This window comes from Streptomyces sp. NPDC060002, assembly GCF_042737245.1.
Taxonomy (GTDB): Bacteria; Actinomycetota; Actinomycetes; order Streptomycetales; family Streptomycetaceae; genus Streptomyces.
Genome location: NZ_JBHWUW010000028.1, coordinates 41,769 through 60,079 on the forward strand (window position 1 = coordinate 41,769; position 18,311 = coordinate 60,079).

Here is an 18,311-nt window from a genome sequence, read left to right on the forward strand (position 1 = left end):
ACTGAGGCGGCGAAGCAACACCTGCTTCCCGGGAGCCGAGCGACTCACTCCCGGGGAAGCAGCGGTCCCAGCGGCCCGAGGTCCAGATTCAGGTCCTCGGGCCGCAGTCCGTAGCGGTCGCGCAACTCGGCCATGCGGTCGTCGAGCAGCATCAGAGTGAGCCCGATCCGCTCCTCCTGCTCCTCGTTCAGGTCGCCCGTGTCGAAGCGGCGCAGCGCCTGCCGTTCCATCAGCTGGCGCAGCAACTCCACGACGGTCAGGACGAGTTTCACCAGATCGCGCTCGACGGTGTCGGGCTCGAGGTCGAGATGGTTGCGGCGTTCGGTCACAGCGACTCCCCCCATGGCGACGGTACTTGCTCATTGACGGAGCTGATCAGTGCGTTGAGGTCGATGCGGACGAGGTCGACGTCCGCGATGCGCAGTGTGATGTCCCCCGTGATGACGACCCCGCCGGCCAGCAGCCGGTCGAGCAGGTCGACAAGGGCCACCTCACGGCGCTCCACGACGGTCATGCGTCCTCCCCCGGCTCCACGGCGCCCAGGTCCACGGCGCCCGCCTCACCGGCGGACTCCACGAAGGAATAGGCCGCCCAGGGCCCCGTGAGTTCCACCCGCATTCCGGATTCCTCCCCCTTGGTGCGGTCCACCATTTCCACGAATTCCTCGGACTCCGCACGCGGAACGAGATAGGCGGCGTTCAGCACATTCTGGCCGGACGCCTTGGAAAGGGCGGAGTTCTGCGGCGGGTGGAGGCGGGCGTCCTCGGCGTGCGCGGACAACTTCTCGTGGAGAGTGCCGGCGAACCGCTCGGCACGCTGCCAGGTGTCGTCGTGGGCCCGGGCCTTCGTGCGCCGCTGCATCAGGTAGTCCCGGCCCGAAGACGGCTTCGTCACCGCCTGCCGGGCCTCCTGCGCCTCGGGCTCGACATACACCTTCACGCCCCATTCGACCCGCCCCGCGAGCCGGTCCAGGACGCGCCGGAAGTCGTCCTCGCGCTCCTCCATCATCACGCGGACGCCGCTGTCGTCCCGGAACACCGTGGCGAGCCGGAGCGGCAGCGGAGTGGTGACGGCCGTGAGGGCGTCGATCACCTGCTGATGGGCGCGGGCGGTCTCCGTCAGCCAGTCCAGGTCCTCCAGACGGTGCCGGAGCGGCTCCTGAGCGAAGTCCCGCTCCGGCACATGGCTGACCACGGCGATCAGGCCGCGGTGGGTGAGCAGCCTGGGCGGATCGCCCGCCACCCCCGACAGGGCGGCCTGGAGGGGCGCGCCGAGGGGGTGACAGACGGCGTACACATAACGCAGTCCGGTCATGGTGACTCCTCTCGGACGTCCTTCGGGGCGCGGCTCTCCGCGGGGGCGCGGCCCTCCTTCGGACCACGGCCCTCCTTCAGGGCACGGCTCTCCTCCGGGGCGCGGCCCAGCTCCAGTTCCTCCAGCCGCGCCAGGCGCTCCCGCAAATCGGCGTTCTCACGCGCGAGTTCGTTGCGTCGGGCGCCGGAGGAGAGGGCCGGGTCGTCCTCCCACCAGTCGATGCCCATCTCCTTGGCCTTGTCGACCGAGGCGACGATGAGGCGGAGCTTGATGGTGAGCAGTTCGATGTCGAGCAGGTTGATCCGGATGTCGCCCGCGATGACGATGCCCTTGTCGAGGACGCGTTCCAGGATGTCGGCGAGGTTGGCTCCGCCGCCCTGGCCGTACGGCTCCGGCATCCGGCTCGGCATGCTCATCGCCGGTTCCTGCCCTTGGCCCGGGGCTCCTCCTCAGGCTCCTCCTCGGGCTCCTCCTCGTCGTACTCCTCGTACTCGTCCTCGGCGGCCTCAGGCTCGTCCTCCTCGCCTTCTTCCTCCTCCGCGTACTCGCCCTCGGGCTCCGCCTCCTCGTCCTCCGCTTCCTCGTCCTCGGCGTACGGGCCCTCGTCCTCGTAGCCCTCATCGTCCTCCGGGCGGCCGTCCTCGGCATCCCGCGCCTCGGCGCCGTCCTCGGACTCGCCGTTCTCCTCGTTCTCCTCGTTCTCCTCGTCCTCCTCGGCGATCGCGTCCTCGTGGGACGTGACGACCTCGCCGTCGCGGATCTCACCGCGCCAGCTGTCCTCCGCCTCCCCCTTGATGGTGATGAAGCGGGCGAAGTTCTTCAGGTCGAGGCGGGCACGGCGGCCCTGGGCACGCCAGATGTTGCCGGTCTTCTCGAACAGCCCCGTGGGGTAGTACTCGATGACCAGCAGGATCCGGGTGAGGTTCTCGGCGAGCTCGTGGAAGGAGACGACGCCCTTCGTCGTGCCCTTGGCGCCCTCCGACGTCCAGGCGATCCGGTCGTCCGGCACCTGTTCGGTGGTCTTCGCCTTCCAGCTGCGGTTGGACCAGAAGACCTTCGCCTGCCAGTCGCTGGTGGTGTCGTCGGCGCGGTTCGCGCTCTTGACGCCCTTCGCGAAGGTGCTGAAGTCCTGGTACTGCGTCCACTGGTCGTAGGCGGTGCGCAGCGGCACGCCGACGTCGATCGTCTCCATGATCACGGTCGGCTTCTTGCCCGCGCTCTTCTTGCCCTTGCCGCCCTTGCCACCGAGGTTCTTGAACGCGCTGGTCACCTTGTCCTTCACCCGTGAGCCACCGAGCTCCAGCGCGCTGCGCAGCGGCCCCTTGCCCTCGGCGACCTTGCGACCGCCTTCGAGGGCGAGTTTGGCGAAGCCCGGGCTGTTGCCCTCGGCGATGTCGTTGAGCTTGGCCGTGGTGTCCCCGAGCTTGTGGCCGACGCCGGACAGCAGCCGCGTGGCCTGCGCGGCGAAGTACTCCTGCACCTCTTCCTTCAGCCGGTCGGCGGCCTCGCTGTGAGCGATGCCGGAGAGCGGGTTTCCGCCCTCCGCCTTGCCGGCCGCGGACGTCGCGGACTTGGCGGATCCGAGGGTCTCGGTCATCGGTCACCGCCTCCCTTCGGCCGCCGGGCCCGGGAGGCCGTACCCGAGGCGGTCTTCGCTGCGGTCCTCGTGCCCGTCTTCCTGGCGGACGCGGTCTTCTTCGCGGCCGGCGTGCGGGCGGCCGGGGCCTTCTTCGCGGGCGCCTTCTTCGCGGGCGCCTTCTTCGCGGGGGCCTTCTTGGCGGGAGCCTTCTTGGCCGTCTTCTTCGCCGGCGCCTTCTTCGCCGTCTTCCTCGGCGGTTCCTCTTCTTCCTCTTCCTCTTCCTCGTCCTCGTCCTCGTCGGCGTCCTGAGGCTCCTCGTCCTCCTCGGCGTCCTGAGGCTCGTCGGCGTCCTGAGGCTCCCCGTCCTCCTCGAGGTCCTCAGACTCCTCGGTGTCCTGAGGCTCCTCGGTGTCCTCAGGCTCCTCGTCCTCTTCGGCCTCCTCAGACTCCTCGGCGTCCTGAGGCTCCTCGTACTCCTCGTCCGCCTCGTCGTCCGCGTCCTCGCCGGGCACGACGCCCTCGAGCTGGTCGCGCACCTCGGCGGTGCGGCCGTGCAGCCGGTCCGCGAGCGCGTCGATCTGCCGCTCGACCATGGCGCCGGAGGCGGCCTTGCCGACCCCGCGCAGGTCCTGGCGCAGCTGGTCCCCGATCTCCTTGAACTGCGGATTGTCCTTCAGCTGCTGAGAGACCAGGTCCGCGATGCCCTTGGGAGTCAGGTTCATCCGCTTGCCGGCCACCAAGGAGCCGACGGCGAAAGCCAGTTTCAGTTTCTTGGTCCGTCCGAGGAGGTACCCGGCCCCGACCGCGAGACCCAATGCCGTTCGATTCATCCTGTCCACCCGTCGTCCGTTCCCGCGCCTCTGCGCGTCGCGCTCTCCAGCCGGTCGAGGAGTTCGTCCTCCTGCTGGTCGAACTCCTCCTCGGTGATCTCGCCGGCGTCCAACCGCTCTTCCAGACGTGCGAGTTCGGCCCGGACCGTGGCGGGGTCGTAATAGATCCGCTCGGCCTCCTTGACCACCTGCCCGATCACCCAGCCACTACCGCGCACCGGGGCGAACGGCAGCAACAGCACCTCTGAAATGAGTCCCATGGCGCACCTACTCCGTGGTGGCGCCCGCCGGTGCGGCCGGACCGGGCTCGACGAAGCTGTACGGCGGCAGCGGCCCGTTGACCCGCAGTTCAAGGTGCGGACGGCCCTTGCGCAGGTCCTCCGCGGCCTCCAGGAACCGGGCAGCCGAGTCGCGGTCCACCAGGAACGAGACGTTGACCAGCCAGCCGGTGGACTCGGGGCCCACGCTGGTGGCCGCGGCCAGCGACTCGAGGTTCTGCCGCACGTCGGCCGCGTCCTCGGCCTCCTTGGCCTTGACCGCGGCGGCCACCATCTCGCCGAGCTGGATCTTCTGGTCGTAACTGCCGCCGCCAGACTGCCGGTTGGCCTCCGCGAGGCCGCGCAGTTCGGGATTCTCGGCCATCACCAGATGCAGGACGGCCTCCTCGACGTGCGAGGCCTTGATGTTGTACTCGACCTTGCCGTCGAGGGCCCGCAGGCGCTCCTCGTAGTGCTCGGTGCGCTCGGCGAGGACCCCGGTGACGGAACTGTCGTCGGGGGCGACGCTGCCGAACCGCATGGGCAGCACGCAGCCGTCGGCGCCCGCCTCGGCGAGCACGGTCTGGTGGGCGAGCAGCTCCCTGCGTTTGGGCCGCAGCCCCTCGGGGGCGTCGCTGACGACCGCCGCCAGTGCGCCCTCCTTCAGGACGCGCACCGGCAGGGCCGGATCGCCGACGCCGACCAGGCTGTCCGGAAGGGCGGGGTGCGAGCCGGCGACGATGCCGTACACGTAGGTGCTCACTCCTGCTCCTCCTTCCTGCGCGCGGTGGTGCTCTTGCGGGCCCGCGGCCGGGGCGCCCGCTCCTCCTCGGAGGAACCCTCGTCACGGGCCTGCTTGAAGGCGCCGGAGATGGTCTCCGCGGCGCCGGACAGCGCGCCCTTGGACTTGCCGCGCGCGCCGGACTCGGTGATCTCGCCGACCAGGTCGGGCAGGCCCGGGCTCTTGCGCGGCCCCGCCTCCAGGTCCAGGCGGTTGCACGCCTCGGCGAAGCGCAGGTAGGTGTCGACGCTGGCCACCACGACCCGTACATCGATCTTCAGGATCTCGATTCCGACCAGGGAAACCCGTATGAACGCGTCGATGACGAGACCCTTGTCGAGGACGAGCTCCAGCACGTCGTAGAGGCCACTGGAGCCGCCTCCACCGCCGGACTGTTGGGCCGGAACAACGGTCATGTCGACCGCGCCTCCTTGTCTGGGATTGGATGATCGGGAATGACTGCGGGCCGGCGGCCTAACGGCCGCCCTGCCGGTGTGCGTCGGAGCGCCCGCGCTCGTAGCGGCGAACGCGCCGATAGCCGGTGAGCTGTCCCCCGGGATCGAGATCGACCTGGTAGCTCGCCATCAGGCTCATCGTGTCGGGCACGCGAGAGAGCTCCAGGACCTCGACGTCCAGGGACCAGCCGTCCTCTGTCTGCTCGAAGGACGAGACGCTCTCGGCGGTCATCCCCGTGAGCTCCGTGAGCTGGGCACGCGCCTCGCGCAGCACCTCCATGGGGCTCGGCCGGTCGTCCGCCACGTCGTCCCTGCCTTCCTTGCGCGTCGGAGTCCGCGCACTCTCCGGACTCTGCGAACTTCGCGGTCTCTGAGGTCCCTGAGGCCTCTTCGGTTTTTGTGAACTCCGCGAACTCTGCGGAGTTCGTGAACTTTGCGAATTTTGAGATTCGGGTGATTCACGTGTGTTATGCGAATGGCGTGACGTATGTGACTGCGATGTGCTTCTTGTGTTCACCATGGCCACCTCTCCTTCCGTGTGGCCCAAAGGCTCTTGGTCAAACCTTCACGCGGAACGGAGTGCGTCGAGCCGGCGCCGGGCCGGGCCCAGGGCGCGCCCGCGGCCCGTCAGCCCCGACCAGGGACGGGCGCGGGCCTGCTCGGCGGCGTCGGCGATGGTCCAGCGGCGCGGGCCGAGCTCCGGATCGCGCAGTTGCTCCCAGGTGATGGGCGTGGCGACGGGCGCCCCGGGCAGCGCGCGCACCGCGAAGGGGGCGACGGCGGTCTGCGCGTAGCCGTTGCGCTGCACGTCCAGGTAGAGCCGGTCCCCTCGGTCCTTCTTGCGGGCGGCCGTGGTCAGCCGGTCGGGGTGCTCCGCGACGAGCAGCTCGGCGGCGTCCCGGGCGAAGCCGCGCACCTCGTCGAAGCCGTCGTGCCCGTCGACCGGGACGACGACGTGCAGTCCGCGCAAGCCCGTCGTCATCAGGGCCGAAGGCAGCCGCAGCTCGTCGAGGAGCTCGCCGAGCCGTTCGGCGGCCTCCCGGACGGCGGCGAAGCGGGAGCCGTCGGCCGGGTCGAGGTCGAAGACCATCAGGTCCGGACGGTCGACCCGGCCGACCCGCGACAGCCAGCGGTGCAGGGTGAGGCACGCCTGGTCGGCGAGATGGACCAGGGTGGCCGAGTTGTCGCAGACCGTGTGGCGGACGGTGCCGTCCTCCTTGGCCACCTCGGCCCGCGTGATCCACTCCGGGTAGTGCTCGGGGGTGTTCTTCTGCATGAAGCGGGGCCCGTCGATCCCGTCCGGATGCCGTTCCAGCATCAGCGGCCGGCCACGCAGCTGCGGAACCATGAACGCGGCGACCGACCGGTAGTACGCGGCGAGGTCGCCCTTCGTGTACTGCTTCGCCGCCCCGCCGCCCGGGAAGAGCACCTTGTCCGGCCGGTGGACCTCGACGCTGCGGCGGCCCACCCGCACCCTCCGCACGTCGTCCCCGCTCACGGCACGATCGCCTGCTCCACCAGCAGCCGGGCGGACGCGGCGATCGACTCGGCGTCGATGCCCGCGGCGTGCAGCTGCTCGGCCGGGCTCGCCGAGCCGGGCATCGTCCGGACGGCCAGCCGCACCAGCCGGGGCACCGGCCGCCCGTCGAGGAAGGCGTCGAGGACCGCGTCCCCGAGTCCCCCCTGCTCGTGATGGTCCTCCACGCTCAGCAGCAGACCGGTCTCCTCGGCGGCCCGCCGCAGCGTGGCCCGGTCGACGGGCTTGACCGAGTACAGGTCGATCACCCGGACCGCGATGCCCTCGCCGTCGAGCGCCTCGGCGGCCTTCAGCGCCTCGTGCACGGTGACGCCGGCCGCGACGATCGTCAGCCGGTCCCGGTCGGAGGAGCGCAGTACCTTGCTGCCGCCGACGGGGAACTCCTCGTCCGGCCCGTAGAGCACCGGGTAGGCCCCGCGTGAGGTGCGCAGATAGCGGACGCCGTCCAGGCCGGCCATGGCGCTGACGAGCCGGGCGGTCTGGTGGGGGTCGCACGGGTACAGCACGGTCGAACCGTGCACGGCCCGGAACATCGCCAGGTCCTCCAGGCCCATCTGCGAGGGCCCGTCCTGCCCGATGGCGACCCCCGCGTGCGAGCCGACGAGGTTGATGCCGGCCCCACTGACCGCGGCCATCCGGACGAAGTCGTGGGCCCGGGTCAGGAAGGCCGCGAACGTCGAGGCGTACGGCACCCAGCCGCGCGTCGCGAGGCCAACCGCGGCGGCGACGAGCTGCTGTTCGGCGATGTAGCACTCGAAGAACCGGTCGGGGTGCTCCTTGGCGAAGGCCTCGGCGCGGGTGGAGTCGCTCACCTCGCCGTCGAGGGCGACGATGTCCTCGCGGGCGGCGCCGAGCGCGGCGAGGGCCTTGCCGTAGGCGTCACGCGTCGCCACGCCCTTCTCGCGGTCCTCCCCGTCCCAGCGGGGCAGGACGAGGGGCCCGGTCGGGACGGAGTGCAGCATGCGGGCGTCGGCCGGCTCGTGCACATGGACCCGCAGATCACGGATGCCGCCCAGTTCCTCGATCGCCTCGTCGGCGTCGGGCAGCGGCTTGCCGTGCAGGCCCTCGCGGTCCTCGACGGACCGGACGCCCTTGCCCTTGAGGGTGCGGGCGAGGACCGCGGTGGGCTGCCCCAGGGTGGCGGCCGCCTCGCCGTAGGCGCGGTCGACGGCGTCCACGTCGTGCCCGTCGATCTCGATCGTGTGCCAGCCGAACGCCTGGAAGCGGCGGGCGTAGGCGCCGAGGTCGTGGCCGTGCCGGGTGGGGCCGCGCTGGCCGAGCCGGTTGACGTCGACGATCACCGTGAGGTTGTCGAGGTGTTCGTGGCCCGCGTGCTCGGCCGCCTCCCACACCGAGCCCTCGGCGATCTCACTGTCCCCGCACAGCACCCACACGCGGTTCGCGGTGCGGTCCAGCCGCTTCCCGGCCAGCGCGATGCCGACGCCCACCGGAAGCCCCTGGCCGAGCGAGCCGGTGGCCGTCTCGACCCACGGCAGCCGCTGCGGGGTGGGGTGTCCCTCGAGTCGGCTGCCGAGTTCGCGGAAGGTCAGGAGCTCCGCGTCGTCGATGGCCCCGGCTGCCTTGTAGGCCGAGTACAGCAGGGGGGAGGCATGGCCCTTCGAGAGGACGAAGCGGTCGTTGCCCGGGTGCGCCGGGCGGTCGAAGTCGTAGCGGAAGTGGTTCGCGAGCAGGACGGCCATCAGGTCCGCGGCCGACATCGAGGACGTCGGATGCCCGGACCCCGCGGCGGCGGAGGCGCGCACACTGTCGACCCGCAACTGCTGTCCGAGTTCGCTGAGTTCGGCGGTGTCCATCAGGCTACTTTTCTCCTTCTGCTTCTGCGTCGCGGGAGTCGCCGCGCTCGGCGGGGGCCGGCTCGGCGGCGCTCTCGTCGTCGTGCGCGGTCGCCGGTCCGGAACTGTGCTGCCCCACCTCCGGTGTCGGCGAGGTGATCGACTGGGAGCCGTCCTCCGGCGACGACCGGCCCGCACGGGACCCGGCCTCGCCGCCGTGCCGTCCCACCTCGGGTGTCGGCGCGTCGATCGACTGGGAGCCGTCCTCCGGGGAGGGATGCTTCTCGCCGGACCCGCCATTCGCCTTGTTCACGTCGTTCATGTCGTTCCCCTCATTCCTGTCGTCGGTGTTCCTGTGGTCGGTGTTCCTGTGGTCGGTGTTCCTGTGGTCCGCGTCGTCCGAGTCGTTCCCGGCGTTCACGTCCTCCTCGGTGGCCGCGCCGGGGCCGGAAGCGGTCGGCTCGCGCTTGTGGTCTCCCGGTACCCGTGCCAGTTCCGGCGACGCCGTGTCCAGCGGCACCGACCAGGACCGGACGAGGCCCAACTGGACGTCCTGGCGCGGGAGTACGGCGTCCAACAGCCAGTCGGCGGCGACGCGCACACGGTTGCCGGGCATGGCGGCGAGATGGTAGCCACGGGCGACCACGCCGGCCGCGGGGCCGGACAGGTGGACGCCGAGCGGATTGGCGGCGGCCTGCACCCCGCCCAGGTCCACGACGAAGCCCATGTCCTTGTGCCGGTACGGCCGCAGCCCGGCCGGACCGCCGCCCTCGACGAGAGAGGCGGCGACGTTCTGCCCGGCCACCTTGCCCTGCCGCCACGCGTGCTGCGCGGTCATCGGCGTGTACTCCCCGGGCCGCTCCAGATCCGGTACGGCGGCCGCGTCGCCGCACGCGAACACCTCGGGCCTGCCCGGCACCTGAAGCGTCGGTTCGACGAGCAACCGCCCGCGTTCCATGGGCAGCCCGAGCGACTCCGCGAGCGGATCGGGCCGTACGCCCACGCACCACGCCAGGGTGCGGGTGTCGACGAACTCGCCGTCGGTCAGCAGGACTCCGTCACGGGTGGCCTCCTTGACGGACGTTCCCATGCGCACCTCGACGCCTCGTTCGCGCAGCACCCGGTCGGCGGTGCGGGAGAGCCGTTCGTCCAGTTCGGGCAGGACGCGCGACGCGGTGTCGAGGAGCAGCCAGCGCGGCCGCATGCCCCGGCGCAGGGGGTGGGCGCGGACCAGCGCGTCGGTGAACAGCTGCCCCTGTGCGGCGACTTCGGTACCGGTGTAGCCCGCGCCGACCACGACGAACGTACAACGCGCCGCACGTTCGCCCGCGTTGTCGCCGGAGGCGGCCAACTCCACCTGCCGGGTGAGGTGATCGCGCAGGTAGAGGGCTTCGGGCAGGCCACGGAACCCGTGCGCGTGCTCGGCGACCCCGGGGATGGGCAGCAGCTTGTTGACGCTGCCGGCGGCGAGCACGAGCCGGTCGTAGCCGAGCGTGCCCTCGTCGCCTTCGGGGTTCGTGTAGTGGACGGTGCGCGCGTCGAGGTCGACGTGTTCGGCCTCGCCGAGCACCGGCCGCACCTCACGAAGGGTCCCCGAGAGGGAGACGGTGACCCGCCGCGGCTCGAGGACGCCCGCCGCCACCTGGGGCAGCAGGGGCAGGTACAGGAAGTAGTCGGTCGGGTTGAGCAGAGTGATGTCGGCCCGGCCTCCGGCCGCCCGCGCCAGAGTACGGGCCGTCCGGTACCCGGCGAAGCCGGCTCCGACGATCACGATGCGGGGACGCCTCACGGTGGGCCTCCGAAGGGGTTCGGACGGTTGTCGTACGAAGGTTTCCGCGTCCCCCTGGCAGGAGCCGCCAAACGTGCGCCGGTGCCCCCGCGGGCGCCCGCTGTCCGCAGCGCGACGCCCCCGGAGGAACCGGAGGACGCCCGCACACACCGGCCGGCCCCGCGGCAGCATGTGCCGCGGGGCCGGCCGGATGCCGAACAGGTGACGCGGGTGCGTCACTTCGGCGGATGCGCTCCGTGTGTCAGGCCCGGTGCGAGCTCTCGGGATCGATGTCGTCGGCGCGCGGCGCCTCGCCCGGTGCCGGCACCTGCGCGCCGGGCGCGGTCGGCGGCATCGGGGGGTACGGCAGCCCGGTACCGCCGGGCGGCCCGGCCGGCGGCGTACCGCCGATGACCCGCCCGTGGCCCTTGTCCCGTGCGGCCTCGAGTCCGGCCGTGGTCGGGGACGACGCGTGCGGCCTGGCGGCGCCGCGCAGCAGGTACGCCACGACGGCGAGGATCGCGGCGGTGATCAGCGCCGCGGCCCAGTCCGGCAGACCGATGCCGAGGGCCAGACCGACCGCGAGCGCGACGGCCGCGCCCGCGTAGAGGGCGACGGCGCCGGACGCCGCGTAGAGCATCGCCGTACGGCGCTGCTTGCGGGTCTGCTCGCGCAGCTCCTCGCGGATCGTCTCGCGCGCCACCTGCGCCAGCTCGTCGACCAGATGCTTGTCCAGATGCTCCAGGTGATCCATGCGCTCCATGGGCCTCGGGTACCCGCTGTCATGGACGCTTAACTCCACGGACCGGCGGCGCACCCGGAGCGGCGGTCAGGGGGCCGCGGACCGGCCACGGAGGGGCCGGGCGGGGATCGGGTGAAGGGATCACCTGACCGCGGCCGCCCCAACTACGCTCGTCCGCAGGGACATTCCGGGAGCCACACCGCGTGTCCGTGCCGACGGTCTGGAGACCTCGGTCTCCTTCTACGAGCGGCTGGCGGGCACCGGCGCGCTCCGCTTCGAGCGGGGCGGGTGCACGTGGCCGCGGTCGGCTGCTTCCTGCTGATGAGCGGACCTCCGGCCGAGCTGGAGCTGCTGCGCCAGGTGGCCGCGACGATCGCCGTCGCGGACGTCGAGGAGGCCCACCGGACCCTCACCGAACTGGGTGCGGACGTCATCGCCGGCCCGCTACCGACGCCGGTGGGCCGCAACCCGCTCGCCCGGCACCCGGACGGAGCGGTCTACGAGTACGTCGACCGGCGCGGTCCGTGAGGCGCCGGGCACCGGCGAAATTCCGGGTGCGGCGGGTCGTCGCGGACGTAGAGTCGGGCGTTCGACGGCAGCACGAAGGAGCGGCAGTGAGTGAGCAGCACACCTACCGGGTGATCGTCCGGGGCACCTGGGACGGCCTCGGCGACGAGAGCCGGGCCCGTCTCCTCGCCGAGGCCGCCGACCACGGTCTGACGAGCATGCGGTTCACCGAGGAGGGCACGCTGTCGTACGAGCCGTCGCCGCTGAAGGCCTTCTCCATGCGCTACGTGGTGGTGTCGGACGCGGCGGACGGCGAGGAGATGGCGGGCGCGCTCGCCGAGGAGCGCGCCGAGACGACGCTGCGGGAGCTCGGCCACGGCTTCACCGGGCTGCGGTCGACGGTCACCGACCTCGACACCATGAAGATCAACCGGAAGTCCGCATCTCGGCGGTGATCGCCCACCGCTCGTGGTCCCGCCACTCCCCGTCGATGTAGATCATCTTCGGGGAGAACCCCTCCCGGCGGAAGCCGCAGCCGCGGGCGAGGGCGATCGAGGCGACGTTGCCGGGCTGCGCGTTGATCTCCAGCCGGTGCAGCCGCATCGGCCCGAACGCGTGGCCCACCACCAGGTCGAGCGCCTCGCGCATCAGCCCGCGCCCGGCCGCGTGCGCGAAGGCGCCGTAGCCCAGTGCGCCGCACTGGAAGCCCCCCTGGACGATGTTGTTGATGTTGACGAATCCGGCGACCGCCCCGTCCTCCAGGGTGCACACGAGGAAGCCGGCCTTCGACGGGTCCTCGATCAGCCGGCCCGCGTAGGCCGTGTACGCGTCGGCGGTGGCCGGCGGGAACAGCCACGGGCGGTGCAGGTCCTTGCTCTCCCGCGCGCGGGCGGTGAACTCCGGCCCGTCCTCGTAGGTGAAGTGGCGTATGCCCACGCGGGGGCCCTCGGCGAGGTGACGGGATGCGGTGTGCGGCATCGGGACAGCCTACGACGCCTACGACAGCGTCACCTGCGCCGTTTCCTGAAGTACGCGAAGGAGGCGCCGCACAGGACGCCGATGACCAACATCGCCAGGAGCGCCGTCCACAGCGGCACCGTCACCTCGGGGATCAGCAGCCGGATCTTCGTGGGGCGGGTGTTCTGGAAGATGAAGACCAGGGTGAGGACGGCGAGCGCCAGGACGACGATCCGGCCCGGCGTCAGCGCTTCGTTCCTGCGACCGCTCTCGGGGGCCTTCGAGGTCTTCGGGCTCATGCGTCCAGCGTGGTCCCTGGGCCGCGCCCGCGCACGGTGAGGCGCGCCCACCGGGTGAGGCCCCGGCCGGGAGGTCAGCGCAGGGCGGGGGTGTCGAGGGTCAGTGTGCCCTCGTCGGCGTCGAGTACCGCGGGCACGCCGAAGGGCACGGTCAGCGCCCCCTCGCAGTGGCCGAACCCGAGCTCCTCGACGACGGGGACGCCGAGGCCGCCGAGCCGGTCCACGAGGACCGGGCGCAGTTCCTCGTAGGGGCCGCACCTGTCCCAGGAGCCGAGCGCGACACCCGCGACGCCGTCCAGCCAGCCGGTGCGCAGGAGTTGGGTGAGGGCCCGGTCGACGCTGTACGGCCGCTCCCCCACGTCCTCGATCAGCAGCAGCCCGCCGCGGGTGACGGACCGGGTGTGCGGGGTGCCGTAGCCGGTGGCCAGCAGCGCCAGACAGCCGCCCAGGGTGACCCCCCGCGCCCGGCCCGCGGCGATGGCCGTACCGGTGGAGGCGAGCGTGCGCACCGTCTCCGGAGCGAACAGGGTCGCCCGCAGGTGCTCCTGCCCCCGGGCGCTCTTGATGAAGTCGATGCCCGCGGCCGCGGGGCCGTACAACGTGACCAGGCCCAGGCGGACGGCGAACGCCTCGTGCAGCGTGGTGCTGTCGCTGAAGCCGACGAACACCTTCGGTCCGGCCGCCCGCATCGCGTCCCAGTCGAGCAGGTCGACGATCCGCTGAGCGCCGTAGCCGCCGCGTGCGCACAGCACGGCGTCGACCCCCGGATCGCACCAGGCGCGCTGGAGGTCGGCGGCCCGGTCGGCGTCGGTGCCCGCGAGGTGCGGCAGCCGGTCGTGCCGGTCCAGCACATGGGGGGCGACCACCGGGTCGAGGTCCCAGCCGCGCAACAGGTCGAGGCCGGCCTGCAGCCGCTCCTCCGCGACCGGCCCGCTGGGCGCGACGACCGCGACCCGGGCGCCGGGGGCGAGCCGGGACGGCCGCACGAGTTCCTTCACCGCACAAGCTCCAACCTGGGGATTCCGGGCGGGCGCAGCCCGAACACCTGAGCGTACAGCGACAGCTCGGCCTCCAGGGCGCGCACCGTCGTGGCCGCCTGCCGGAACCCGTGCCCCTCCCCCTCGAACGCGAGGTACGCGTGCGGCGCCGGCCGCCCGGCCGATCGGGTCAGTCGGGCCAGGAACCGCTCGCACTGGACGGGCGGGCAGATCACGTCGTCCAGCCCCTGGAGGAGCAGGAACGGCACGGTGATCCGTTCGGCGTGCTCGATCGGCGAGCGCTCCGCGTACCGGGCGGGCACCTGCGCGAGCGGTCCGACGAGGCTGTCCGGGTAGCGCGACTCGAAGTCGTGGGTCTCCCCCGTCGCCCAGCCCACCAGGTCCAGCACGGGGCAGCGGATCGTGCCGCAGGCGTAGACGTCGGTGCCGGCCAGCGAGACCGCGGCGGTCCAGCCGCCCGCGCTGCCGCCCCGGACGGCCAGCCGCCGGCGGTCGGCGGTGCCCTCGTCGGCAAGCGTCAGGGCCACGGCCGCGCAGTCCTCGACGTCGACCACGCCCCACTGCTCGCGCAGCCGCTCCCGGTACTCCCGCCCGTACCCGGTCGAGCCGCCGTAGTCGACCTCGACGACCCCGATGCCCCGGGAGGTGAAGTAGGCGATCTCCAGATCCAGTACGAGCGGGGCGCGATCGGTGGGCCCGCCGTGCGCCCACACGACGTAGGGCGGCAGTTCGTGGCCGGGCGCGACCTGCCAGGGGTGATGGGGCGGGTAGACGTGCGCGTGGAGGGAACCGTACGGCAGGACCTGCACGTTCTCTCCCGTTCGCCTAGGCCGTCCGCAGGAACCGGTCGAGCACACGGACGCCGAAGCGCAGCGCCTCCACCGGGACCCTTTCGTCGACGCCGTGGAAGAGGGCCTGGTAGTCGAAGCCCTCCGGAAGCTTCAGCGGCGCGAAGCCGTAGCCGGTGATGCCGAGCCGCGAGAACTGCTTGGCGTCCGTACCGCCGGACATGCAGTACGGCACCACGTGCCCCTCGGGCGCGAACTCCTCGACGGCGGCGCGCATACGGGCGAACAGGGGGGCGTCCACCGGTGACTGGAGGGCGACTTCGCGATGGTGGTACTCCCAGTCGACGTCGGGGCCCGTGAGTTGGTCGAGCGTCGAGCGGAACTCGTCCTCGCCGCCCGGCAGATAGCGGCCGTCGACATGGGCGACGGCCTCCCCGGGGATCACGTTGACCTTGTAACCGGCGCCCAGCATGGTCGGGTTGGCGCTGTTGCGTACGGTCGCCTCCACCAGGGCGGCCGCCGGTCCGAGCTTCGCCAGCAGACCGTCCACGTCGCGGAGGTCGGCGTCGACGCCGTACAGCGCGGCGAGTTCGGTCAGGGCGGCACTCACGGTCGGGGTGAGCCGCAGGGGCCATTCGTGCTCGCCGATGCGCGTGACGGCGGCTGCCAGGCGGGTCACCGCGTTCTCCCGGTTGACCTTGGAACCGTGTCCGGCGCGGCCGCGTGCGGTGAGCTTCAGCCAGCCGGTGCCGCGCTCGCCCGCGGCGATCGGGTAGAGCTCGCGCCCGGCGCCGTCGTGGAAGGTGAACGCCCCTGATTCGCCGATGGCCTCGGTGCAGCCCTCGAACAGTCCCGGATGCCGGTCGGCGAGGAACCCGGCGCCGTCCTCGGCGCTGGCCTCCTCGTCCGCGGTGAAGGCGATGACGAGGTCGCGCCGGGGCCGGACGCCCTGCCGGGCCCAGGCCCGCAGCACGGCCAGGACCATCGCGTCCATGTTCTTCATGTCGACGGCGCCCCGCCCCCACACGACCCCGTCCCGTACCTCCCCCGAGAAGGGGTGGACGCTCCAGTCGGCGGCTTGCGCGGGGACCACGTCCAGGTGCCCGTGGACGAGCAGCGCGTCCGCGGCCGGGTCGGTGCCCTCGATCCGCCCGACGACGTTGGTGCGCCCCGGGGTGCGTTCGAGGAGCACCGGCTCGATGCCCGCCTCGGCGAGCAACGCGGCGGCGTACTCGGCGGCGGGCCGTTCCCGGCAGTCGCCGCCGCCCCGGTTGGTGGTGTCGATGCGGATGAGGTCGGAGGTGAACCGGACGACCTCGTCCCGCGCCTGCGCGTCAGCCATGTCCCTCCCGCCTCTGCCCCCGGTCCCGCTCCTCAGCCATACTGCTCCTCGATCGCGGCCGAGACGATCGTGGTGACCGCCTTGAAGGTGCGGATGCCCTCGTACATGGTGCCGCTGGTGTACGCGATCTTCCGCTCGCCGACCCGGGCGACGCCGGGCACGACGGTGGCCGCCATCGCGAGGTGCTCGGCGTCGAACTCCACGGCGACCGTGAACGGCCCACCTTTCAACGGTTCCTGACGGACCGCCAGCTGTGTCGCCTCCTTCGCCGCCGCCCGGATGTCGGCGGCGGTGCGGGCCGGGGTACGGCACACGGCCGCGTACCGGGAGACATGGTCCTTGACCGCGACCTTCAACGCCTCGGGCGCGTACCCGAGCGCGTCCTCGCAGGCCACGTCGTCGCCGGTGACGAGGACGACCGGCACCCCGTACTCGGCGACGACCTGCGCGTTGAGCAGCCCCTCGCTGGCCCGTACGTCGTTCAGCCAGACGCCGGTGAGGGAGTTGGCCAGGTAGGTGTGGGCGAGGACGCCCTCCATGCCAGCGCCCGCGTGGTAGCCGACGAAGGCGATGCCGTCGACGTCCCCGTGCTGGACGCCCTCCACCATGGAGAGGGACTTGTGCCGGCCGGTGAGCATCTCCACCCGGTCGTCGAGCTGCTCGAGGAGCAGGTTGCGCATGGTCGAGTGGGCCTCGTTGACCAGGACCTCGTCCGCCCCGCCGTCGAAGAAGCCGAGCACGGCGGCGTTGACGTCCGAGGTGAACATCGACCGGCACCGCTGCCACTCCGGCGCCCCGGGCAGTACGTCGGCCGGCCAGGTGACGCCGGTGGCGCCCTCCATGTCGGCACTGATGAGGATCTTCACGTCCGGCCCCCGTCCTCTCAAGGAGACCCGAGCCTATCCGGCCGCGCCTCGGTTTTCCGGGGAGCGACTCCCCCGCCCGGGCGGCGGCCCGCCCGCGAGCGTTCACCGTCGTCGACGTGCGCACCACCCGGTGAGTACGCCGGTGGCCATCTGCCCGGCGCCCACGACGTCCCCCGGGGCCGGCGCGGCGCGAGCGTCCTGGGGGCGGCCGCCGAGCGCGGGCCGCTGCTGGTCGTGCGCACCTGCGGCGCCCCGTCCGCGAAGGGCCGCGCACAGCTCGCGGCCCTGGGACGGCCGCCCTGTTGACCAGGCTGCCGCACAACCGGCCGACCGGACCGGCTCCTTCGTTCGAGGAGACGTGGGTGCGGCGGACCCGCGGCGTGTGGTGATCTGGGCACATACGCCTGCACCGCAGTGACACGAACGGGGACCCGCCATGACCACGCACACCGCCCTGCCACCGGAGCGCTTCGAGGCCGCCCGGCCTCATCTGCGGGCCGTCGCCTACCGCATGCTCGGCTCGCTCAGCGAGGCGGAGGACGCCGTGCAGGAGACCTGGCTCAGGGCGGCCCGGGCGGACGTCGGTGACGTGGAGAACCTCGGCGGGTGGCTCACCACGGTCGTGGGCCGGGTGTGCCTGAACATGCTCCGCTCGCGAAGAACGCGGCCCGAGGTGCCGCTCGACGCCGGGGTGGCCGAGCCCTCGGTCGGAACGGCGGACGGCGGCGACCCCGAGGAGGAGGCGCTGCTCGCCGACTCGGTCGGGGTGGCGCTCCTGGTCGTGCTGGACACGCTCGCCCCGGCCGAGCGGCTGGCGTTCGTGCTGCACGACCTGTTCGCCGTGCCGTTCGACGCCATCGCCCCGATGATCGACCGGACTCCGGCCACGACACGGCAACTGGCCAGCCGCGCCCGCCGCCGCGTCAGGGGCGGCGGGCCCGATGCACCGGGCGCTACCGGGACTCCCGGCACCCTCGGCCCCGGCGCCGTCGGCACCCTCGGCCCCGGCGCCGTCGGCACTCCCGGTCCCGGCGCACCCGCCGGCGCCGCCGACCGGGCTCGTCGACGCCGGGTCGCCGACGCGTTCCTGGCCGCCACGCGAGGCGGCGACTTCGAGGCGCTGCTCGCCCTGCTGCACCCGGACGTGGTCCTCACCGCCGACCGTTTCGTCGTCCCGACGCCGGAGCCCATCACGGTCAGCGGCGCCCGGGCCGTGGCCGAGGGCGCGATGGCGGCGACCGGCCGGGCCCGGTTCACCGGCCTCGCCCTGCTCGACGGCCGGATCGGTCTCGCGATGGCGCCGCACGGCAGGCTGCGGCTGGTTCTGCTGTTCACGATCGCGGAGGGCGGGATCACCGGGATCGACGTGGTGGCGGACCGGGAGCGACTGGACGGCATCGAGGTCGCGGTGCTCGACACGATCGGGGCCGAGCCCGTGGGCGCCGGGCCCGGCGCCACCGCACCCGTGGGCGCCGACGGCTGACGGACGAGGTGGGGG

21 protein-coding genes and 2 pseudogenes are annotated in these 18,311 nt (G+C 72.4%); 3 read left to right on the forward strand and 20 right to left on the reverse strand.

Features of this window, described 5'->3' with window-relative positions:
- Nucleotides 1–44: 44 nt before the first annotated feature.
- The 14 genes from ACFWBD_RS23890 to ACFWBD_RS23955 form a co-directional block, all read right to left on the reverse strand.
- Nucleotides 45–329 carry a gas vesicle protein K gene (locus tag ACFWBD_RS23890; protein WP_385670168.1) on the reverse strand — a complete coding sequence of 95 codons (285 nt, stop codon included), beginning with the start codon at nucleotides 327–329 and terminating at the stop codon, nucleotides 45–47.
- The gene (locus tag ACFWBD_RS23895; RefSeq protein WP_057602494.1) at nucleotides 326–514 is read right to left on the reverse strand and encodes a gas vesicle protein; all 189 of its coding nucleotides are present in this window, start codon (nucleotides 512–514) and stop codon (nucleotides 326–328) included. The genes ACFWBD_RS23890 and ACFWBD_RS23895 overlap by 4 nt, the downstream gene beginning before the upstream one ends.
- A complete protein-coding gene (locus tag ACFWBD_RS23900) occupies nucleotides 511–1,314 on the reverse strand; it encodes a GvpL/GvpF family gas vesicle protein (protein WP_385670171.1) in 804 nt (267 codons plus the stop codon). Before ACFWBD_RS23900 ends, ACFWBD_RS23895 begins: the two co-directional genes overlap by 4 nt.
- Nucleotides 1,311–1,730 carry a gas vesicle protein gene (locus tag ACFWBD_RS23905; RefSeq protein WP_385670174.1) on the reverse strand — a complete coding sequence of 140 codons (420 nt, stop codon included), beginning with the start codon at nucleotides 1,728–1,730 and terminating at the stop codon, nucleotides 1,311–1,313. The genes ACFWBD_RS23900 and ACFWBD_RS23905 overlap by 4 nt, the downstream gene beginning before the upstream one ends.
- The gene (locus ACFWBD_RS23910; protein ID WP_385670177.1) at nucleotides 1,727–2,911 is read right to left on the reverse strand and encodes an SRPBCC family protein; all 1,185 of its coding nucleotides are present in this window, start codon (nucleotides 2,909–2,911) and stop codon (nucleotides 1,727–1,729) included. The genes ACFWBD_RS23905 and ACFWBD_RS23910 overlap by 4 nt, the downstream gene beginning before the upstream one ends.
- Entirely contained in the window at nucleotides 2,908–3,723 is an 816-nt protein-coding gene (locus ACFWBD_RS23915; RefSeq protein ID WP_385670180.1) for a DNA primase, read from the reverse strand. The genes ACFWBD_RS23910 and ACFWBD_RS23915 overlap by 4 nt, the downstream gene beginning before the upstream one ends.
- On the reverse strand, nucleotides 3,720–3,983 hold the full coding sequence (locus ACFWBD_RS23920; protein WP_385670183.1) for a gas vesicle protein GvpG: 264 nt from the start codon (nucleotides 3,981–3,983) through the stop codon (nucleotides 3,720–3,722). The genes ACFWBD_RS23915 and ACFWBD_RS23920 overlap by 4 nt, the downstream gene beginning before the upstream one ends.
- Before the next feature lie 7 nt (nucleotides 3,984–3,990).
- On the reverse strand, nucleotides 3,991–4,743 hold the full coding sequence (locus ACFWBD_RS23925) for a GvpL/GvpF family gas vesicle protein (RefSeq protein WP_385670186.1): 753 nt from the start codon (nucleotides 4,741–4,743) through the stop codon (nucleotides 3,991–3,993).
- Nucleotides 4,740–5,177 (reverse strand): gas vesicle structural protein GvpA, encoded by a 438-nt coding sequence (locus ACFWBD_RS23930; RefSeq protein ID WP_385670189.1) that lies wholly within the window; start codon nucleotides 5,175–5,177, stop codon nucleotides 4,740–4,742. Before ACFWBD_RS23930 ends, ACFWBD_RS23925 begins: the two co-directional genes overlap by 4 nt.
- 58 nt (nucleotides 5,178–5,235) lie before the next feature.
- Nucleotides 5,236–5,736, reverse strand: a complete 501-nt coding sequence (gvpO, locus tag ACFWBD_RS23935; protein ID WP_385670192.1) for a gas vesicle protein GvpO — start codon at nucleotides 5,734–5,736, stop codon at nucleotides 5,236–5,238.
- A 45-nt stretch (nucleotides 5,737–5,781) separates the two neighbouring features.
- Nucleotides 5,782–6,714, reverse strand: coding sequence for a non-homologous end-joining DNA ligase (gene ligD, locus ACFWBD_RS23940; protein WP_385670195.1), 933 nt, complete (start codon nucleotides 6,712–6,714; stop codon nucleotides 5,782–5,784).
- Nucleotides 6,711–8,567, reverse strand: a complete 1,857-nt coding sequence (locus tag ACFWBD_RS23945) for a transketolase (RefSeq protein ID WP_385670198.1) — start codon at nucleotides 8,565–8,567, stop codon at nucleotides 6,711–6,713. The genes ligD and ACFWBD_RS23945 overlap by 4 nt, the downstream gene beginning before the upstream one ends.
- 4 nt (nucleotides 8,568–8,571) lie before the next feature.
- Nucleotides 8,572–10,335, reverse strand: a complete 1,764-nt coding sequence (locus ACFWBD_RS23950) for an NAD(P)/FAD-dependent oxidoreductase (protein ID WP_385670201.1) — start codon at nucleotides 10,333–10,335, stop codon at nucleotides 8,572–8,574.
- Nucleotides 10,336–10,576: 241 nt separating this feature from the next.
- On the reverse strand, nucleotides 10,577–11,077 hold the full coding sequence (locus ACFWBD_RS23955) for a phage holin family protein (protein ID WP_385670204.1): 501 nt from the start codon (nucleotides 11,075–11,077) through the stop codon (nucleotides 10,577–10,579).
- Nucleotides 11,078–11,201: 124 nt separating this feature from the next.
- On the opposite strand from ACFWBD_RS23955, the pseudogene ACFWBD_RS23960 reads away from it, so the two are divergent.
- Together ACFWBD_RS23960 and ACFWBD_RS23965 are read left to right on the forward strand one after the other, a co-directional pair.
- Nucleotides 11,202–11,584: pseudogene (locus ACFWBD_RS23960) on the forward strand (VOC family protein).
- 86 nt (nucleotides 11,585–11,670) lie between these two features.
- Nucleotides 11,671–12,018, forward strand: a complete 348-nt coding sequence (locus tag ACFWBD_RS23965) for a DUF6204 family protein (protein ID WP_385670207.1) — start codon at nucleotides 11,671–11,673, stop codon at nucleotides 12,016–12,018.
- Here the strand turns inward: ACFWBD_RS23965 and ACFWBD_RS23970 are convergent.
- The 6 genes and pseudogenes from ACFWBD_RS23970 to ACFWBD_RS23995 all read right to left on the reverse strand — a co-directional run bounded on the left by ACFWBD_RS23970 (nucleotide 11,990) and on the right by ACFWBD_RS23995 (nucleotide 16,813).
- Entirely contained in the window at nucleotides 11,990–12,541 is a 552-nt protein-coding gene (locus tag ACFWBD_RS23970; protein ID WP_385670210.1) for a GNAT family N-acetyltransferase, read from the reverse strand. The two genes, ACFWBD_RS23965 and ACFWBD_RS23970, sit on opposite strands and share 29 nt — an antisense overlap.
- A 29-nt stretch (nucleotides 12,542–12,570) precedes the next feature.
- Entirely contained in the window at nucleotides 12,571–12,819 is a 249-nt protein-coding gene (locus ACFWBD_RS23975) for a lipopolysaccharide assembly protein LapA domain-containing protein (RefSeq protein ID WP_385670213.1), read from the reverse strand.
- 74 nt (nucleotides 12,820–12,893) lie between these two features.
- Nucleotides 12,894–13,817: an LD-carboxypeptidase gene (locus ACFWBD_RS23980; protein WP_385670216.1), complete on the reverse strand. Its 924-nt coding sequence runs from the start codon at nucleotides 13,815–13,817 to the stop codon at nucleotides 12,894–12,896.
- Nucleotides 13,814–14,602 (reverse strand): annotated as a pseudogene (locus ACFWBD_RS23985) (S9 family peptidase); the annotation flags it as partial. The pseudogene ACFWBD_RS23985 and the gene ACFWBD_RS23980, both read right to left, overlap by 4 nt.
- Nucleotides 14,603–14,642: 40 nt before the next feature.
- The gene (locus tag ACFWBD_RS23990) at nucleotides 14,643–15,947 is read right to left on the reverse strand and encodes a M20/M25/M40 family metallo-hydrolase (RefSeq protein ID WP_385670219.1); all 1,305 of its coding nucleotides are present in this window, start codon (nucleotides 15,945–15,947) and stop codon (nucleotides 14,643–14,645) included.
- Nucleotides 15,948–15,979: 32 nt separating this feature from the next.
- A complete protein-coding gene (locus tag ACFWBD_RS23995; RefSeq protein ID WP_385670221.1) occupies nucleotides 15,980–16,813 on the reverse strand; it encodes a M55 family metallopeptidase in 834 nt (277 codons plus the stop codon).
- 436 nt (nucleotides 16,814–17,249) lie between these two features.
- Here ACFWBD_RS23995 and ACFWBD_RS24000 point away from each other — a divergent pair, with 436 nt between their 5' ends.
- Nucleotides 17,250–18,296 (forward strand): sigma-70 family RNA polymerase sigma factor, encoded by a 1,047-nt coding sequence (locus ACFWBD_RS24000; RefSeq protein WP_385670224.1) that lies wholly within the window; start codon nucleotides 17,250–17,252, stop codon nucleotides 18,294–18,296.
- The last annotated feature ends 15 nt before the right edge of the window (nucleotides 18,297–18,311 follow it).

Bases quoted from the DNA above. Each gene is read 5' to 3' on its own strand.
- ACFWBD_RS23915 (WP_385670180.1), bottom strand. From the start codon at position 3,723: ATGAATCGAACGGCATTGGGTCTCGCGGTCGGGGCCGGGTACCTCCTC.
- ACFWBD_RS23955 (WP_385670204.1), bottom strand. From the start codon at position 11,077: ATGGAGCGCATGGATCACCTGGAGCATCTGGACAAGCATCTGGTCGAC.
- ACFWBD_RS23975 (WP_385670213.1), bottom strand. From the start codon at position 12,819: ATGAGCCCGAAGACCTCGAAGGCCCCCGAGAGCGGTCGCAGGAACGAA.
- gvpO (WP_385670192.1), bottom strand. From the start codon at position 5,736: ATGGTGAACACAAGAAGCACATCGCAGTCACATACGTCACGCCATTCG.
- ACFWBD_RS23920 (WP_385670183.1), bottom strand. From the start codon at position 3,983: ATGGGACTCATTTCAGAGGTGCTGTTGCTGCCGTTCGCCCCGGTGCGC.
- ACFWBD_RS23895 (WP_057602494.1), bottom strand. From the start codon at position 514: ATGACCGTCGTGGAGCGCCGTGAGGTGGCCCTTGTCGACCTGCTCGAC.
- ACFWBD_RS23910 (WP_385670177.1), bottom strand. From the start codon at position 2,911: ATGACCGAGACCCTCGGATCCGCCAAGTCCGCGACGTCCGCGGCCGGC.
- ACFWBD_RS23990 (WP_385670219.1), bottom strand. From the start codon at position 15,947: ATGGCTGACGCGCAGGCGCGGGACGAGGTCGTCCGGTTCACCTCCGAC.
- ACFWBD_RS23970 (WP_385670210.1), bottom strand. From the start codon at position 12,541: ATGCCGCACACCGCATCCCGTCACCTCGCCGAGGGCCCCCGCGTGGGC.
- ACFWBD_RS23905 (WP_385670174.1), bottom strand. From the start codon at position 1,730: ATGAGCATGCCGAGCCGGATGCCGGAGCCGTACGGCCAGGGCGGCGGA.
- ACFWBD_RS23930 (WP_385670189.1), bottom strand. From the start codon at position 5,177: ATGACCGTTGTTCCGGCCCAACAGTCCGGCGGTGGAGGCGGCTCCAGT.
- ACFWBD_RS23900 (WP_385670171.1), bottom strand. From the start codon at position 1,314: ATGACCGGACTGCGTTATGTGTACGCCGTCTGTCACCCCCTCGGCGCG.
- ACFWBD_RS23945 (WP_385670198.1), bottom strand. From the start codon at position 8,567: ATGGACACCGCCGAACTCAGCGAACTCGGACAGCAGTTGCGGGTCGAC.
- ACFWBD_RS24000 (WP_385670224.1), top strand. From the start codon at position 17,250: ATGACCACGCACACCGCCCTGCCACCGGAGCGCTTCGAGGCCGCCCGG.